This window comes from Plantibacter sp. ME-Dv--P-095, assembly GCF_030209365.1.
Lineage (GTDB): Bacteria > Actinomycetota > Actinomycetes > Actinomycetales > Microbacteriaceae > Plantibacter.
Genome location: NZ_JARVSB010000011.1, coordinates 177,699 through 195,519 on the forward strand (window position 1 = coordinate 177,699; position 17,821 = coordinate 195,519).

A 17,821-nucleotide genomic window follows, 5' to 3' on the forward strand; every position below is an offset into this window, starting at 1 on the left:
AGCCCCACTCCGGTCCCTGAGCCTGTCGAAGGGCTACACCGAGGCGCGCGACACGAGCCGGGTCGGCATGACGGTGACGCGCTCGACCGGCTCACCCGCGAGGCGTCGCACCAGCACCCGGGCCATCTCGGTACCCAGATCGACGGGCGACTGCGCGATGGTCGTGAGCGGCGGCGCGGCCGTCTCGCCGTAGCGGTCGTCGTCGTACCCGACCACCGCGATGTCACCGGGGATCGTCAGTCCGGCCTCGCGGATCACGGAGTAGGCGCCGGCGGCCATCTGGTCGTTCGCCGCGAAGAGCCCGTCGATCGGCACCCCGCGCGCGAGCAGGCGACGCATCGCGGCGGCGCCGTCGGCGGGGGAGAAGTCGCCCACCTCGATGAGGTCGGCGGACAGGCCGGCCTCGGTCAGTTCAGCGCGCCATCCGGCGAGACGGTCCACCCCGCCCGGCATGTCCTGCCGACCGGCGATCGTCGCGATGTGCGTGCGACCTGCGTCGATCAGGCAGCGCGCCGCACTCCGCGCACCCGCCACGTTGTCGACGTCGACGTAGGTGCTGTCGACGACGTCGGCCCCCATGGGGCGACCGCCGAACACGATCGGCAGCTCCCGGCCGAGTCGTGTGTACGAGTGGTCGCCGCTGTGATGGGAGACGACGAGCGCCCCGTCGACGTTGCCGCCGAGCAGGTAGCGACGGGTCTTCTCGGAGTTCGCCTCGGAGGCGATGAGGAGGTTCAGCGTGTAGTCGGTCTCGGCGAGCTCGAGGGCGACCCCCTGCACGACGGAGGCGAAGAACGGGTCCGAGAACACGCGGGCGGTCGACTCCGGGACGACGAGCGCGATGACCTGCGTCCGGCGCGAGGCCAGCGATCGGGCGGCGCGGTTCGGGACGTAGTCGAGCGCCGCGATGGCCTCGTTCACGACGGCGACGACCTCCGGCGTGACCTTCGGGGAACCGTTGACCACCCGGGAGACCGTGGCGCGCGAGACACCCGCGCGGGCGGCGACCATCTCGAGCGTGGGGGCTCCTTGACCGGACAGCATCATCGTCCCCTTCCGAGCGGGTGTGCGTGGCCGAGTGCAGTGTATCGCCGCCCGTCTGGACGGCAGCGGCCGGTGACCGTTCTCAGGAGGTGACCGGCGTGTCGCGGCCTCGCGGGCGCGACACGCCGGGTCGCTCCTGCGTCAGGACGGTTCGGCGACGGCGGGTGCCGCGCGTGAGGCGGCGATGCGACGCGCGTAGGCTAGTCCGCTGTCCTTGATCGTCCGCACCTGGGTGTCGTAGTCGACCCGCACGATGCCGAAACGCTTGTCGTAGCCGTACGCCCACTCGAAGTTGTCGAGCAGCGACCAGACGAAGTATCCGCGCACGTCCGCGCCGTCGGCGACCGCCAGCTCCACCTGGTCGATGTGGTCCTGGATGAAGGCGTCGCGGTCGACGTCGTGGATGCGGCCGTCCTCGGCGACGACGTCGTCGTACGCCGCGCCGTTCTCGGTCACGTACAGCGGCGGCAGCGTCGGGTACTCGCGGCCGAGCCGGACGAGGAGGGTGCGGAGCCCGGCGGGGTGCACCTCCCAGTCCATCGCGGTGCGCGGCAGGCCGCGGCTCGGGAAGGAGATCCCGGTGGAGGCGAGCCAGGGGGAGCCGACCTCGCGTTCGGTCGCGCCCGAGTGGCCGCCGTCGGCACCGGAGTCGTCGGGGTGCCCCGAGACGAGGTCGTCGTGGTAGTGGTTCACGCCGAGGAAGTCGATGGGTGCGGAGATGGCCTCGAGGTCGCCGTCATGGACGAGTTCCTCGAGGCCGAGGCCGGCGAGGTCCTCGGTGACGTCGGCCGGGTAGGCGCCGAGGACGATCGGTTCGAGGAAGATACGGTTCATGATGCCGTCGACGCGGCGCGCGGCGTCGACGTCGGCCGGGTCCGTCGGGTCGGCCGGGATCGCGTTCGTGAGGTTGAGGGTGATGCCGATCTGCTCGGCGCCCAGCTCGCGGAGGCGGGTGGTGGCCAGCCCGTGCGCGAGGTGCTGGTGGTGGATGGCGGCGAGGGCGGCTGCCTCGTCGCGACGGCCGGGGGCGTGCACGCCGACCGCGTAGCCGAGGAGGGCCGAGCAGAACGGCTCGTTGAACGTCGTCCAGTGCTGGACCCGGTCGCCGAGAACCGCGTAGGTGGCTTCGGCGTAGTCGACGAAGCGGAGGGCCGTGTCCCGATTGGTCCATCCGCCCTGCTCCTCGAGGGCCTGCGGGAGGTCCCAGTGGTAGAGCGTCAGCCAGGGGAGGATCCCCGCCTCGAGCAACTCGTCGACGAGACGGCTGTAGAAGTCGAGGCCGGCGGGGTTGACCTCGCGGTCGCCCGGCTTGATGCGCGCCCAGCTCGTCGAGAACCGGTAGGCGTCGAGGCCCAGCTCGCTCATGATCGCGACGTCGGCAGCGCTGCGGTGGTAGTGGTCGACGGCGACCTCCAGGTCGTCGCCGTTCGCGATCGCCCCCGGCACGCGAGCGAAGGCGTCCCAGATGGAGTCCTCCTTGCCGTCCTCGTGGGCGGCGCCCTCGACCTGGGCGGCGGCGGTGGCCGAACCCCAGAGGAACGGCGGCAGGATCAGGGCCGGGCGGCTGGTGGGCTGGGGGGCGTGCGTCATCGGAGCTCCTCGTGGCTGGGTGCTAGGCCATGCTATCGCCTGCTGAGAGCGCTCTCATGCATGGGTGGGGTAAGGGGCCGGCGCGGTGCGCTGACGTGAGCGCGGTGCACACACGTGAGCGCGCCCCTCCGGAGGGGCGCGCTCACGTGCTGGGGTCGCGGTCGGGCCGAATCGACGGCGCTCACGTCAGCGCGGTGCGCCGGCGCCGGTCACCCCGCGGTCACGTCAGCGCGGTGCGCTGGCGAACCGAGGAACGACGGTCAGCGCCTGGTGCTCGGGTCGACGACGCGGTTGCTCGCGGTGTCCGGCGACAACTGCGACCCGGCCAGCTCGGCGGCCCGCTGCGCGGAGAGCGACAGCTCGTCCTCCGCGTCCACGGCGGCCTGCGCGTCGGTCCGCTCCTGCAGGGCCGACTTCGCCCGCAGCGGCGGCGCCTTCAGGAACCAGCTCAGGACGAACGCGACGGCGACCACCGCGAAGCTCACCCAGAAGACCGTGACGGTCGCATCGGCGAAGCCGGTGAGGAACGGCGCGGCCAGGTCGTGGTTCGCCCCGAGGAGGAACGAGGTGTCGCCGTCGAGCGCGGTACCCGCCGAGCCGCTGTTCTCCTGCGCCCGCTGCAGCACCTTCAGGATGCCCTCGTTCGCGGGATCGGACAGCACGGCCGGATCCTGCGCCGCGGCCCGGACGCGCTCGCTGAGCGTCGGGTCGGCGAAGGCCGCCGCGATCGTCGTCGGGATGCGCGTGTAGAGCACCGAGAAGATGACCGCCGTACCCAACGTTCCACCGATCTGACGGAAGAACGTCGACGAGCTCGTCGCCACCCCGATGTCGCGCGCCTCGACGGCGTTCTGGCTCGCGATCGTCAGCGTCTGCATGAGCTGACCGAGGCCGAGGCCCACGAGCAGCATGCCGCCCATCATCCACCAGACCGGCTTGTCGGCCGTCGCGAAGCTGAAGTAGAAGAAGCCGCTCAGCAGCAGGAAGGTGCCGACGATCGGGAACGCCTTGTACTTGCCCGTTCGCGCGATGATCTGGCCGCTCGCGATGGAGGAGATCATGAGGCCGAGGATCATCGGCAGCATGAGCAGACCGGACTCGGTCGGCGTCGCGCCCTCCACCAGCTGGAGGAACAGCGGCACCGTCATCATCGCGCCGAACATACCGAAGCCGACGAGGACACCGAGGATCGTGGCGACCCGGAAGGTCGAGTTTTTGAAGAGCTTCAGCGGGATGAGCGCATCGTCGCCCATCGCCCGCTCGACGAGGATGAACCCGACGATGCCGGCGACGCCGATCGCGTAGCAGGCGATGGAGCCGGCCGAAGCCCAGCCCCAGATGCGGCCCTGCTCGGCGACGAGGAGGAGCGGGACGACGGCCAGCACGACCGTGGCGGCACCCCACCAGTCGATGCGGACGCTGTGACGCGTGTGCGGGATGTGCAGGAAGCGCAGCACGATCGCGAGCGCGATGACGCCGATCGGCAGGTTGATGAGGAACACCCAGCGCCAACCGGTGATGAACAGCAACTCGGGTGCACCGGCGAACAGGCCGCCGATCAGCGGGCCGATGACACTCGAGACGCCGAAGACGGCGAGGAAGTACCCCTGGTACTTCGCGCGCTCACGAGGAGCGAGCATGTCGCCCATGATCGTCAGCGGCAGGGCCATGAGCCCACCGGCACCGAGCCCCTGGATGGCGCGGAAGATCGCGAGCTCGTACATCGAGCCGGACATGCCGGCAAGCAGCGAGCCGATCAGGAAGATCGAGATCGCGATGATGAACAGCGGGCGACGGCCGAAGATGTCGGACAGCTTGCCGTAGATCGGCGTGGAGACCGTCGACGTGATCAGGTAGGCCGTCGTGACCCAGGCCTGCAGGGCCATGCCGTCGAGGTCGTCCGCGATGGTGCGCATCGAGGTGCCGACGATGGTCTGGTCGAGGGCGGAGAGGAACATGCCGGCCATGAGGCCGAAGATGATGAAGAGGATCTGCCGGTGACTGAGGACGGGCGTGGATCCCGACCGCTCGGTCGAGGCGGGGGAGCTGGATGACATGCGGTCTCGTTCGACTCTGGGCGCGCCGGTTCACAGGCGCACCGACGTTGGGGATTTTGCGTAGTGTGCAAACTTACACCCGGCGCAAGTTCCGCAGCAACCGACCCGGTCAGGGTGTCGTGGTCGCTGCGGCGTCGGGCTCCGCATCGAGCGCCGAGAGGTAGTCGAGGGTGGCGGTGAGCGCCACGTGCGCGTCGTCCAGGTCGAGGTGGAACTGGTACTCGTGCGGCAGCGCGGGCTCGTGGTCGGCGGCCCAGAACAGCTTCGTGACGGGGACCTCGGCGGCTTCGAGGGCCTGACTCATCGGCACGGACTGCAACCAGGTGAGGGCGTCGCCGTTGCCGCCGGTGATGAAGGTGGGCGGGAAGTCCGCGGTGACGAAGTCGATGGTGGACATGAGCGCACCGGTCGACGTCTCCGACCAGTCCTTCGTGCCCGAATAGGCCCAGAGCGCGGTCTGCAGTCCCCAGGCGCCGATGCCGTCGAGCTCCGCCATCGCCGTCATGTCATAGACGCCGCAGTTGAGGATCGCGCCGACGAGCTGATCCGCGCGGATGCCGGGGGTCATACCGGCGAGGGCGGCGTAGTCGGGGTTCGTCGTGAGCACGGCCAATTGGCTCGCGAGCTGTGATCCGGCCGAGTCGCCGGCCAGGACGATGCGGTCCGGGTTCCCGTTCCACTCCGACGCGTGCTCGGAGATGTACGCGAGCGCATCGTTCAACTGGTCGACGGCCGTCGGGTAGACCGCTTCCGGGGCGATCGTGTAGTTCACGGCGATCGTCGTGTAGCCCTCGGCGGCGAGGATCCGCAGGTACGGTTCGACGTTGCCCTTCTCGCCGGAGATCCAGGCCCCGCCGTGGATCCACACGATGGTGGTCAGCGGCTCCGTGCCGTCGGCGGGAGTGAAGACGTCGAGGGTCGTGTCGACCTGGGGGCGCCCGCCACTCGGCGCGGCATAGGCGACGTCGCGGTACTCGGAGAGCTTCGTGTCCGGGACGTACGGCTCCATCTCGGCGACCGTCGCGGCGCCTCCGCGCTCGAAGACCGAGCGGATGAGCAGGGCGGACGGCCACGGGGTGATCGCCGCGACGATCGCGACCACGAGGCCCAGGCCGACCACGACGGCGACCGCGGTCAGCAGCCGACGGAAGCGCGGACGCCTGCGGTGCGTGGGCGCGTGGTGTGCTGGCGTCGCTGCGGTCATCGTCGGGCCCCTCGTCCGGTGTGCGTGCCTGTCGACAGTGTGGCAGAGGCGGACTCGGCGTGTCACGGTTAGGCTCGATGGGTGACCGCAGCCCACCAGCCCTCCCACCGACGCCCGGTCTCGCCGCGCGTGCGTCGCAACCGCATGATCGCCTTCGGGGTGCTCGCGGCGGCGCTCGCGATCCTGCTGGTGGTGCTCGTCGTCAACATCGCCGGGGGAGCGACGCCCACCCCGGTCGCCGCAACGAAGACGCCGAGCGCCACGCCGACGGCCACCCCGACCCCGACCCCCACCGCGACGCCCACCCCGACCGAGACCACCCCGGTCGCCCCACCGGCGCCGCCCGCGTTCGACAAGGCCGCCTTCTCGATCGACGACCCGCTGAGCCCCTGGGTGGTCGTCAACAAGACCCGGCCGCTCAACCCCGTCGACTACACCCCGCCGGACCTCGTCGCGGTTCCCGTCGCACACACCTGGGACCCGCTGCTGCGCGCCGAGGCCGCCGCGGCGATCGTCCAGATGTTCGACGCAGCCTCGGCCGAGGCCGGCCTGTCACTCGCGTCGAACAGCGCGTACCGCAGCTACTCGAGCCAGGTGTCCGTGTACGACAGCGAGCCGGACGACGCGACGACCGCGCGACCCGGCTACAGCGAACACCAGACCGGCTGGACGATGGACATCGGCGCTGCGAGCGGGAACTGCTCGCTCAACACCTGCTTCGGCGACACGACCGAAGGACAGTGGTTGGCGGCGAACGCCTACCGCTTCGGCTTCCTGCTGCGCTACCCGGCCGACAAGGTCGAGGTCACCGGCTTCTCCTTCGAGCCGTGGCACTACCGCTACATCGGGGTGTCGCTCGCGACCGAGATGCACAACACGGGTGTCACGACACTCGAGGAGTTCTTCGGACTCCCGGCCGCCCCCGGGTACCTGAACTAGCCCTTCGACACGCTCAGGGACCGGGGTGCGGCTCAGGTACCGGGGCGGACCGGCCAGCGCCTAGGCGCCGAGGGCGTCGTCGACGATCCGCTTCGCCTCGGCCTGCACGAGCTTGAGGTGCTCGGCACCCTTGAAGGACTCGGCGTAGATCTTGTAGACGTCCTCCGTGCCGGAGGGTCGGGCCGCGAACCACGCGTGCTCGGTCACGACCTTGACCCCGCCGATGGCGGCGTCGTTGCCCGGAGCGTGGCTGAGCTTCGCGACGATCGGGTCGCCGGCGAGTTCCGTCGCCGTGATCGCGTCACCGTCGAGCTTGCCGAGGCGCGCCTTCTGCTCCTTCGACGCCGCGGCGTCCACGCGCTCGTACACCGGGTCGCCGAAGCGCTCCGTGAGTTCGCGGTACAGCACCGACGGGGTCTTGCCGGTCACCGCGAGGATCTCCGCGGCGAGCAGGCACAGGAGGATGCCGTCCTTGTCGGTCGTCCACACGGAGCCGTCGAAGCGCAGGAAGCTCGCGCCCGCACTCTCCTCGCCACCGAAGCCGACGGAGCCGTCGACGAGGCCGGGGACGAACCACTTGAACCCGACCGGGACCTCCCACAGGCGACGCCCGAGGGACTCGGCCACGCGGTCGACCACCGACGACGACACGAGGGTCTTGCCGACGGCGGCGTCCTCACGCCAACCGGGCCGGTTCGCGTACAGGTAGTCGATCGCGACGGCGAGGTAGTGGTTGGGGTTCATGAGCCCGGCGTCGGGGGTGACGATGCCGTGGCGGTCGGCGTCCGCGTCGTTGCCGGTGAGGAGGTCGAACTCGTCACGACGGGCGACGAGCGCCGCCATGGCCGACGGCGACGACGGGTCCATCCGGATCTTGCCGTCCCAGTCGAGCGTCATGAACGCCCACGCCGGGTCCACGTGCGGGTTGACGACCGTGAGGTCGATCTCGTACCGGTCGGCGATCGCCTGCCAGTAGTGCACGCTCGCGCCGCCCAAGGGGTCGGCGCCGATGCGGATACCGCTGCGCTTGATGGCGTCGAGGTTGATGATGTGCTTCAGGTCGTCGACGTAATTGCCGCGGAAGTCGTACGTCTCGACGGCCGAGGGCTCGGCCATCTTCACGTCGTGCAGGCCACCGGCGATGAGCTCGTTGGCGCGGTTCGCGATCCACGAGGTGGCGTCGGAGTCGGCCGGACCACCGTGCGGCGGGTTGTACTTGAAGCCGCCGTCGGCCGGCGGGTTGTGGCTCGGCGTGACGACGATGCCGTCGGCCTGGTCGCCGTTGCCCTCCGCGTTGTACTTGAGGATGGCGTGGCTGAGCGCCGGCGTCGGGACGAAGTCGTCGAACTCGTCGACGAGCACCCGCACCCCGTTGGCGACGAGGACCTCGAGCGCCGTCGTCTGGGCCGGGCCGCTGAGCGCGTGCGTGTCGGAACCGATGAAGAGCGGACCGGTGATGCCCTGGCCGGCGCGGTACTCGACGATCGCCTGCGTGGTGGCGGCGATGTGGTCCTGGTTGAACGCCGTGTTCAGCGAGGAGCCGCGGTGTCCGGACGTGCCGAACACGACCCGCTGCTCCGGGATCGAGACGTCCGGCTTGAGCGTGTAGTACGCGTCGATGAGCGACGGCACGTCGATCAGGTCGGCTTCGGTGGCGGGGGTCCCAGCGCGATCGTTCATCGCCCCAGTCTGGCAGCAACCGATCGGGTCAGGAAGGCGCTTGACCTCCGGATGTCGGGCAGCCGACGATCGGGGACGGTCAGCGGGTGGCGAGGACCGCCGCGGCGCTCGCCGAGGCGGATGCGGTGGTCGCCGGGTCGGTCGTTCCCGCGGCGCCGGTCGCACCGGTGTGCCGCGTGCCGCCGGGAGTCGTGAGGTCGGGCAGCGCGTACGCCTTCCCGGTCACGATGCGCTGGATCGCGTAGAGGCTCTCGGTGGCCGGCCCGAGGTACTTGCCCCGGTCGTCGGCGTTGCTCGAGCCGACCGCGTTGTGACCGTCGACGGCGCCGAGGTGGTCGCCGTCGCCGAGCGTCAGGCCGTCCGAGCCGAACACGGTGGCCCCCCAGGCACCGCCGGTCGGGTTGGCCCGCCCGGACAGGACCTGCCCGAGACCCGCGAGCGTGTCGGCACTCGCCTGCGAGGCGTACACGCGACTGGTGGGGACATGGAGGTCGGTGATCGCGATCTCGGACGGGATGCCCGCGGAGCCGAGCATGACGAAGTCGTCGACGTGGTAATCGCCGGAGGCCAGGGCGAGCGAGGCCGTCGCCGTGCCGTAGGAGTGCGCCACGACGCTCAGCTGCGAGGCGACACCGTGCGTCGTCCGGTACGCGTCGTAGCCGGCCAGCACCCCGGCGAGCAGCGGCGCCCCCTCGATGGCGCGGTCGTTGGAGGGCACCTCGAGGGCGGTCGGGCTGTGGCCGCCGATCCAGAGGATCACGGCGCTGTCCGCCGCAGCCGCCTGGATGCGCTTGGCCCCGCGCAGGTAGTCGTCGAGCTCGAGCGCGCTGCTGTTCATCCCCGGGACGAACACGGTGACGTAGGTGGCGATGTCGACGTCGCCGACCGCGACCGCGACGCGAGGAGGGCCGGACCCGGCCGACTGCAACGTGATGAGGTACTCGGGCTGGAGTCTGGCGGCGACCGCCTCCGGGGCGTACCGGTCGACGAGCAGCTTGATCGCGTCGAGTCGCGACACGGTCGTCGCGAGGGCCGTCGAGGCCGCTTCGCCGTCGACCTGGTCGGAGCCCGCCATCATCGCGCGGTAGCTCGCCTCGGTGTCGGCGAGGAGTCCGGCGAGGCGGGACACGTTGGCCGTCGCGCGGTCCGTGTAGGTGACGCCCTCGAGGTTGCCGATGATCGCCGGGTAGCCGGTCATGAGCAGCGCGCGGTATCCGGGTGGGAAGGCGGTCCAGAGCTGGGCGACCTGGATCGACGACATCGTCGTGAGCGCGGATGCCGCAGCGGCGAGGTCGCCGACGTAGGTGGCGGTGAAGGCCGCGGCACTCATGGTGGGGACCGTCGACGCCGCCGGCGCGAAATCGGTGGCGGCGATCGCGCTCGCCCCGGCGGTCGAGGTCTGCGTCACGGTGACGACGCCGGCGAGGATCGCGGCGATGGCGACGGTCATGACGACCGACTTGACGAGCGTGGCGCGGGCGGCGGAGAGCGGTCGACCGACCCACGTCGGGAGCCGCCAGGCGGGCAGGGTCCAGGAGGGTGCGATGTCGAACGCGGCCTCGGCGCCCGCCGCGAGGTTCAGTCGAGGAGTGGTCCGCGAGGCGGCGTCGGTGAAGACACTCGTCACGTCACTCCTGTTCGTCGTCTCAGGCCATCGGATGGAGCCTCGCGCGACGTCGGATCACGCATCGAGATCGGGGAGACGAACGGCCGTGAACTCGCATCCCGAGACGAGCGGCAGCGCCCAATACACCCTTGTATCCATTGTGACGGGTATTGGCGTGTTTTGAATAGCTCAAAACGGGGGGTATCTGGGCTGAAACAGCCCGTTTTTCCTGAATATCAGCCGGATGTGACCTGGATGGGAGTCAACACGACGTCGGAGGCGTGTCGCGAGCCACGCGGTACGCTCGGAGGCATGTCTGCCGCACCCCCCGAAGACGCCCGTCGGAGCTACAGTTTTCTCGGTCCGAGCGGGACCTTCACCGAGGTCGCGCTCGGTCAGGTCGAGGAGGCGAGAGGCCAGATCTGGAAGCCGGTCAGCAATGTCGGCGAAGCCCTCGGCGACGTGCTCGACGGCCGCAGTACGGCCGCCGTCATCGCCATCGAGAACTCCGTCGACGGCGGGGTGTCCGTGGCGCAGGATGCACTGGCCACGATGCCCGGTCTGCGCATCGTCGGCGAGGTGCTCGTCCCCGTCAACTTCTTCCTCGTCGCCCGACCCGGAACCCGCCTCGAGGACGTCGCGATCGTGAACGCGCACCCCGTCGCCTACGGGCAGTGCCACCTGTGGCTCGATGCGAAGCTGCCCTCGCACGGGCACATCCCGGCGTCGAGCAACGTGGCTGCTGCCGCGTCCTTGCTCGACGGTACCTCCACCGCGGACGCCGCCGTCGCCCCGCCCGGCATCGTCGACCACTACGAGCTCGACGTCCTCGCGGAGAACATCGGCGACAACCCGAACGCCGTGACCCGCTTCGTCGTCGTCAGCCGCTCCCGCGAGATCCCGGCTCGTACCGGTGCCGACAAGACGAGCCTCATCGTGGAGCTCCCGAACGACCAGGCCGGCTCACTCCTCGACATGCTGGAGCAGTTCTCCACCCGCGGCGTGAACCTGAGCCTCATCGAGTCGCGACCCATCGGCGACGCCCTCGGGCGCTACCGCTTCGTGATCGACGCCCTCGGACACATCGAGGACGAACGGATGGCCGACGCGCTGCTCGGGCTCCGTCGGTTCAGCCCGAACGTGATCTTCCTGGGCTCCTACCCGAGCGCCGACCGCACCGCCGTCGACTACCACTCGCGGTACAACGACGAGGTGTTCATCGAGGCGCGCGACTGGCTGCGCGGGCTGCTCTCGGCGGAGCCGCTCGAGGACTGAACGGCGGCGGTCGCTCAGGCGACGATGTCGACGCCGTGACCGCGCAGGCGACGCTGCTCGGCGGTGAGCGAGGCGATGAGTCGTCCGTTGGTGCCGCGGATGTGGTCTGCGACGAGCTCGGCCGCCCGCGTCGCGTCGCCGACCACGACCGCGTCGAGGATGGCGTGGTGCTCCCGGGAGGCCTGGTCGCGGGCCTCCGGGGTGCGGACCTCGAGCCAGCGGGTGCGGGCGAGTCGGACCATCGCCCCGTGCACGCCCTCGGCGAGGAGTCGGTTCCCGGAGAGCGCCGCGAGCTCCTCGTGGAAGTCGCCGCCGACTCGCAGCACGGTGCGCTCGTCGTCGGGACGCGGTTCGTCGAGCAGCGCGCGGACGGCGGCGAGCTGTGCCTCGGTGGCGCGTTCGGTCGCGAGTCGTACCGTCGCGGTCTCGAGGGCCTCGCGGTACTCGGCGATGAGGCCGATCTCCTCGAGGTCGATCGGGGCGACGATCCAGCCGCGGCCGTCGCGCTTCGCGAGCCCCTCGGACTCGAGCCGGGTGAGTGCCGCCCGCACCGGCGTCCGTGAGGCGGCGAACCGCTGTTCCAGTCCTCGCTCGGTGAGGGACTGACCGGGCGCGAGGTCGAGGGTGAGGATGGCGGCTCGGAGGCGGTCGTAGAGCTGCGTCGTCTGCGTCGGGGTGCTCATCCGGGCTCGGTTCTCGTCGGTGGTCTTGGTATACCAAGGTGGTGTACCGTCATGCTAGCAGTCGGATCGACCGGCAGCAGGAAGCGGTTCGATGACCGGGACGACCCCGCCCACGACGGCCCCCGCGGTCACCCGCGGAGGCCGCCCGCCGATGCCGAACGCCGGCCGCGCTTGGACGGTCCTCGGCCTCGGTGTTGCCGCCCAGACCGCCGGGACGATCTTCGTCAGTACCCCGGCGTTCCTCATCCCGCTCCTGCACGCCGAACGCGGCATGTCGCTCGCCGAGGCCGGCGTCCTCGCCGCAGCGCCCACCCTCGGCATGGTGCTGACGCTCATCGCCTGGGGCTGGCTGGCCGACCGCATCGGCGAACGGATCGTCATCGCGGGCGGCCTCGCCCTCACCGCCCTGGCGGCCGCCGGAGCGATCGCGGCGGACGGACTCATCCCCTCGCTCGGCTACGGGCCGCTCGGGATCCTGCTGCTCCTCGGTGGCGCCGCATCCGCGAGCACGAACTCGGCGAGTGGTCGGATCGTCGTCGGCTGGTTCCCGAAGGACCGTCGCGGGCTCGCGATGGGGATCCGCCAGATGTCGCAGCCGCTCGGCGTCACGGCCGCCGCGGTGACGGTGCCCTCGGTCGCGGCGACGTCCGGCATCTCCGCGGCGCTCACGATCTCGCTCGTCGCGACCGGTGTCCTCGCGGTGGCCTGCGTCATCGGGCTCCGCAACCCGCCACGAACCGTCGTTCCGACGCCGGTGCCGACGGTGACGACGCCGAACCCGACCGCCGCCCGCCCACGCAACCCGTATCGCGGCGACGCCTTCCTCTGGCGCATCCACGCCGTGTCGATCCTGCTCGTCGTGCCGCAGTTCACCCTCACGACCTTCGCCCTCGTGTGGTTGGTGTCCGACCAGGGGTGGGACGCGCTCGCCGCGGGCGTCCTCGTCGGCGTCTCGCAGTTCGTCGGGGCCGTCGGACGGATCGGTGTCGGCGTGCTCAGCGACCGGGTCGGCAGCCGGGTGCGTCCGCTCCGCTGGGTCGCCGTGTCCGCGGTCGTCGTCATGCTGCTCCTCGCCGGGGCCGGGTTCCTGCAGTGGCCGGTCGTGGTCGCCGTGGCGCTCGTGGTGGCTAGCACGGTGACGGTCGCCGACAACGGGCTCGCCTTCACCTCCGTCGCGGAGATGGCCGGTCCCGCCTGGGCGGGCCGTGCGCTCGGGGCGCAGAACACCGGACAGTTCATCGCCGCGTCCGTCGTCGGTCCGGCGGTGGGCGCGCTCATCGGCCTCGTCGGGTATCCCGTCGCCTTCCTGGTCGTCGCGGTGCTGCCGGCGGTCGCGATCCCGATCATCCCGGGCGAGGCGGCCGAGCACGACCACCTGTAGCCCGGCGTCCGGTCCGCGGGTGTCGGAAAACGACGGCGTGGTCGGTCCGCGGGTGAGGAGTGAGTAGCCTCGAATGATGACCGACTCCCGTCCTGCGACCACCGTCATCGTCGGTGCCGGCCTGTTCGGCCTGTCGACCGCCGTCCACCTCGCCCGTGCCGGACGACGCGTGACGGTCCTCGAATCGGGCGCGGCTGCCGACGCCACCACCGCCGCGGGAGCCGGCTTCGTCGGACTCTGGGCGGCCGGGTACGCCTGGTACTGGAACGCGTCGGAACTGGCGCTCGAGCAGGCCGGCATCGACTTCTACCGCGGCCTCGACGCCGCCGGGTACGACATCGCCCTCCGCGACACCGGCAACGTCTGGCTCGCCCTCACCGAACAGGCCGTGCTCGACCACCTGCTGCCGTTCGCCGAGCACCCGCTCCGTCCGGAGGACGCCCGCCTCCTCACCGCCGTGGAGACCGCCGAACTCGTGCCAGGGCTCGACCCGGAGGCGATCGTCGGCGCGTTCATCCACCCGGACGGCATCCAGATCAGCGCGCCGGACGCCGGGCTCGCGCTCGCGGACCTCGCCCGAGCGGAGGGCGTCGAGATCGTCGAGCACACGCCGATCGTCGAGCTCCTCACCGAGGACGGCCGGGCGGTCGGCGTGCTGACCGCAGCGGGCGATCGGGTGCTCGGCGACGAGGTCGTCCTGGCCGCAGGCTCCTGGACGAACGAGCTCCTCAGCACGACCGGGCGCGAGCTGCCGTTCGCCCGCGTGATCGCGAGCCGACTCACCACGGCACCCTTCGGGCTCGGCGAGCTGCCGACGCTGATGATCCCGGAACGCGGCGGCCTGTGGATCAGAGAGCACCTCGGTGGCCTCACCTACGGCAACGGCGTCGGCTACGAGGCGCTCGCGGTCCGCGACAGCCCGGCCGAGCGCCGCCCCGACCGCCCCGACCTCGTCGAGGCGATGCGCGACCACCTGACCCCGATCGTCACGGAACTCATCCCCGCCGCCGCCCCCGTCCTCGACGCCGCGGAGGCCGTCCAGGGCGTCGTGTCGTACACGGCCGACCGCCGGTTCATCGCCGGGCCGATCCCGGAACTCGCCGGGCTGTACGTCGTCGCCGGCGACAACGAGTCGGGCGTCACCCACGGTCCCGGCCTCGGCCGCATGCTCGCCGAACTCATCGTCACCGGCGAGAGCCCCTTCGTCGACCCGTCGCGATACGCGCCCGATCGCTTCCCGGCCCGACCGTTCGCCGACGAGGCTGCGGTGGCCGCCGCCATGCCCGCCCGCCGGGAAGTCGACGCCCGAGCCCGAGTGGAGCAGGCCCGATGAGCGCCCCCTCGCCGACGGCTGGACCGGCACCCCTGCCCGAGCGGGTCGAGGTCGTCGTCGTCGGAGCCGGCGTCGTCGGAGCCGCCGCCGCGCGGACGCTCGCCGAGCGCGGCCGGAGCGTGCTGCTCGTCGAACGCTTCGAGCGCGGCCACGAGCACGGCTCCTCCCACGGCGCGACCCGCATCTTCCGCCAGGGCTACGACGTCGACGACTACGTGGCCCTCACCTCGGAGGCGCTCGCCGGCTGGCGCGAGCTCGAGGAACGGAGCGGCCGGACCCTGCTCGAACTCACCGGCGCACTGGACCACGGCCGCCCGGAGATGCTCCGCGGGATCGAGGCCGCGATGACGCGAGGCGGGATCGCCTCGGAACGGCTCTCCCCGGAACAGGCCGCGGAGCGGTGGCCCGGTCTCCGGTTCGAGCAGGAGGTCCTCCATCACGCGACCGGCGGGCGACTGTCGTCAGCGGAGGCGATCGAGGCCTTCCTCGACCTCGCCGTGGTGGCCGGGGCGACGCTCCGGTTCGGCGTCCGGGTGACGGCGGTCGACCCGATTCCGGCGACCGGGACGACCGCTGCCGGTGCCGTGGTCCGCACCGAGCTGGGTGACGTCGCAGCCGACCACGTCGTCGTCGCCGCCGGATCGTGGACCCCGGACCTCGTCGGCGAGCTCGCAGCGAGCGTCGGCCGTCCGCTCCCCGAGATCGTCGTCACGCAGGTGCAGCCCGCCCACTTCCCGACCGCGGTGGCCGCGGACGCCTGGCCGAGCTTCGTCCACTACCCGGACGACGGCTCGAGCGTCTACGGTCTCCTCACCCCCGGCGAGGGCGTGAAGGTCGGCCTGCACGGTGGTGCGGTGCACGTGCACCCCGACGAGCGCGACGGCCTGGCCGAACCGGAGGAGCTCGCGCGCCTCACCGCGTACGTCGCCGAGTGGGTACCCGGGGTCGACGCGTCGGCGCCGCATACCATCAGTTGCCTCTACGACCTGAGCCCGAGCGAGGATTTCGTGATCGACCGGATCGACAGGATCATCGTCACGACGGGATTCTCCGGTCACGGGTTCAAGTTCGGACCCGTGCTCGGTCGGCTCGTCGCCGATCTCGTCGACGGCGACGCCCCGCACCCGCGGTTCGCCCTCGCAGCCCACACCCCACCCGCGTAACGCCGCCTCCCTCGGGCGGACCTCCCGCCCAGCGCCACAGCACCCGGCGCCACCCACCCGCACCCGCACCCGCAGTCACCCGAAGGACCCTCCCCATGAACCGATCCACCCGTTTCGCGGCCGTCGCCGTGAGCCTCGGCGTCGTCGCAGCCCTCGCCGGTTGTACGGCCCAGGGCGGCACGACGACCACGACCGCGCTCGTCATCGGGACGACCGACCAGATCGTCTCCCTCGACCCCGCCGGCGCCTGGGACCGCGGATCCTTCACCCCGCAGAACCAGATCTACCAGCACCTCCTGAGCTACGACGAGGGCGACGTGGTGCCCGCGCCCGACGCCGCGGAGTCCTGCGACTTCACCGACGCGACCACCTACGTCTGCACCGTCAAGGAAGGCCTGACGTTCTCCAACGGGCACGCGCTCACGGCCTCCGACGTCGTCTTCTCCTTCACCCGCGTCCGGGAGATCGCCGCCGACAACGGCCCGTCGCCGCTGCTCGCGAACCTGGAGAGCGTCGAGGAGGGTGACGACGACCAGGTGGTCTTCACGCTCAAGGTCCCGAACGACCAGACCTGGCCGTACGTCCTCACGAGCATGGCCGGACCGATCGTCGACGAGGAGGTCTTCCCCGCGGACAAGCTGCTGAGCGATGACGACGTGATCGGCTCCGGGCCCTACGAGGTCGACAGCTACCAGTCGGGCGGGCTGCTCTCCCTCGAAGCGAACTCGCGCTACTCCGGGACCCGGGCGAAGACGCAGCACGTGGTGCTCAAGCCGTACACGACGGCGTCGAACCTGCGGCTCGACCTGGAGAAGGGCGACATCGACATCGCCTACCGCTCGTTGACCGCGACGGACGTCGCCGACCTCCGCGGTGATTCCGAGCTGCAGGTCGTCGACGGTCCTGGCGGTTCGGTGCGCTTCCTCACCTTCAACCTGAACACCCAGCCGGGTGCGAACGACGCGCAGAAGCTCGCGATCCGGCAGGCGGTCGCCTCGCTCGTCGACCGGAAGGAGATCGCCGACCAGGTCTACAAGGGCACCTACGCGCCCGCCTACTCGGTGGTGCTCGACGGCCAGACGGGCGCGACGCCCGCGTTCCAGACCGCGTACGGCGACACCCCGGACCGGTCGAAGGCCGCCGCCATCCTCGCCGCCGCCGGGGTCAGTACCCCGGTCGCCCTGCCGATCCAGTACACGAGCGACCACTACGGCCCCGACTCCGATCAGGAGTACGCGCTCATCAAGTCGCAGCTGGAGGAGTCGGGTCTGTTCTCCGTCGACCTGCAGTCGACCGAGTGGACGAGCTACGTGAAGGAACTCAACCCGGAGTCCGGCTACCCCGCCTACCAGCTCGGGTTCTTCCCCGACTACCCGGACCCCGACAACTTCATCCGCTCGGCCTACTCGACGACCGGTGCTTCCGTCGCCAACGGGTACTCCGACCCGGCCGTCGACGCCCTCATCGACACCGAGGCGACGGCGACGGACCCGGCGGCGCGCATCGCCGCGATCGAGCAGATCCAGGCGCTCACCGCGAAGGCGGCACCGATCATCCCGCTGCTGCAGGGCACGGAGACGGTCATCGCGCAGAAGAACGTGACGGGGCTCGAGGAGACGCTCGACGCGACCTACGTCTTCCGCTTCGCCGTCCTCGACCGCACGAAGTAGTCCGCGAGCCGGGGTGTGCGTCAGCGCGGTGCGCTGACGCGAGCGCGGGTCTGTGAGGTGAGCGCGCCCCTCCGGAGACCCGCGCTCACACGCCTGGCGAGCGCTCACGCCGGGTGTGCGTCGCTCACGCGGACGCACCGCGCTGGCACCCCGTGGCGAGGTCTCATGCCAGCGCGGTGCGCTGACGCGAGACCTG

General features: G+C 71.0%; 13 protein-coding genes. 6 read left to right on the forward strand and 7 right to left on the reverse strand.

Going from position 1 to position 17,821, the window contains the following annotated elements:
* Nucleotides 1-33: 33 nt before the first annotated feature.
* From QRN26_RS16735 to QRN26_RS16750, 4 genes are all read right to left on the reverse strand, one after another.
* Entirely contained in the window at nucleotides 34-1,044 is a 1,011-nt protein-coding gene (locus tag QRN26_RS16735) for a LacI family DNA-binding transcriptional regulator (RefSeq protein ID WP_235522682.1), read from the reverse strand.
* 141 nt (nucleotides 1,045-1,185) lie between these two features.
* Nucleotides 1,186-2,634 carry a GH1 family beta-glucosidase gene (locus QRN26_RS16740; protein WP_285037619.1) on the reverse strand — a complete coding sequence of 483 codons (1,449 nt, stop codon included), beginning with the start codon at nucleotides 2,632-2,634 and terminating at the stop codon, nucleotides 1,186-1,188.
* Between the two features lie 260 nt (nucleotides 2,635-2,894).
* Entirely contained in the window at nucleotides 2,895-4,691 is a 1,797-nt protein-coding gene (locus QRN26_RS16745) for an MDR family MFS transporter (RefSeq protein WP_285037620.1), read from the reverse strand.
* A gap of 109 nt (nucleotides 4,692-4,800) precedes the next feature.
* The gene (locus QRN26_RS16750) at nucleotides 4,801-5,895 is read right to left on the reverse strand and encodes an alpha/beta hydrolase (RefSeq protein ID WP_285037621.1); all 1,095 of its coding nucleotides are present in this window, start codon (nucleotides 5,893-5,895) and stop codon (nucleotides 4,801-4,803) included.
* An 81-nt stretch (nucleotides 5,896-5,976) separates the two neighbouring features.
* Between QRN26_RS16750 and QRN26_RS16755 the strand changes: the two genes are divergently transcribed.
* A complete protein-coding gene (locus QRN26_RS16755; protein WP_285037622.1) occupies nucleotides 5,977-6,834 on the forward strand; it encodes a M15 family metallopeptidase in 858 nt (285 codons plus the stop codon).
* A gap of 60 nt (nucleotides 6,835-6,894) precedes the next feature.
* Here the strand turns inward: QRN26_RS16755 and pgm are convergent, their stop codons facing one another.
* Nucleotides 6,895-8,514, reverse strand: a complete 1,620-nt coding sequence (pgm, locus tag QRN26_RS16760; RefSeq protein ID WP_056010909.1) for a phosphoglucomutase (alpha-D-glucose-1,6-bisphosphate-dependent) — start codon at nucleotides 8,512-8,514, stop codon at nucleotides 6,895-6,897.
* Nucleotides 8,515-8,593: 79 nt separating this feature from the next.
* Entirely contained in the window at nucleotides 8,594-10,141 is a 1,548-nt protein-coding gene (locus tag QRN26_RS16765) for an alpha/beta hydrolase (protein WP_285037623.1), read from the reverse strand.
* 291 nt (nucleotides 10,142-10,432) lie between these two features.
* Between QRN26_RS16765 and pheA the strand changes: the two genes are divergently transcribed.
* Nucleotides 10,433-11,395, forward strand: a complete 963-nt coding sequence (gene pheA / locus QRN26_RS16770) for a prephenate dehydratase (protein ID WP_056782137.1) — start codon at nucleotides 10,433-10,435, stop codon at nucleotides 11,393-11,395.
* A 14-nt stretch (nucleotides 11,396-11,409) separates the two neighbouring features.
* Here the strand turns inward: pheA and QRN26_RS16775 are convergent, their stop codons facing one another.
* Entirely contained in the window at nucleotides 11,410-12,078 is a 669-nt protein-coding gene (locus QRN26_RS16775; protein ID WP_285037624.1) for a GntR family transcriptional regulator, read from the reverse strand.
* Between the two features lie 151 nt (nucleotides 12,079-12,229).
* On the opposite strand from QRN26_RS16775, the gene QRN26_RS16780 reads away from it, so the two are divergent.
* From QRN26_RS16780 to QRN26_RS16795, 4 genes are all read left to right on the forward strand, one after another.
* A complete protein-coding gene (locus tag QRN26_RS16780; protein WP_285037686.1) occupies nucleotides 12,230-13,459 on the forward strand; it encodes an MFS transporter in 1,230 nt (409 codons plus the stop codon).
* Between the two features lie 76 nt (nucleotides 13,460-13,535).
* Complete coding sequence (locus QRN26_RS16785) at nucleotides 13,536-14,792, forward strand: NAD(P)/FAD-dependent oxidoreductase (protein ID WP_285037625.1); 1,257 nt, start codon at nucleotides 13,536-13,538, stop codon at nucleotides 14,790-14,792.
* Entirely contained in the window at nucleotides 14,789-15,955 is a 1,167-nt protein-coding gene (locus tag QRN26_RS16790; RefSeq protein WP_285037626.1) for an FAD-dependent oxidoreductase, read from the forward strand. The genes QRN26_RS16785 and QRN26_RS16790 overlap by 4 nt, the downstream gene beginning before the upstream one ends.
* Before the next feature lie 320 nt (nucleotides 15,956-16,275).
* The gene (locus QRN26_RS16795) at nucleotides 16,276-17,625 is read left to right on the forward strand and encodes an ABC transporter substrate-binding protein (RefSeq protein ID WP_502927698.1); all 1,350 of its coding nucleotides are present in this window, start codon (nucleotides 16,276-16,278) and stop codon (nucleotides 17,623-17,625) included.
* Nucleotides 17,626-17,821 lie beyond the last annotated feature (196 nt).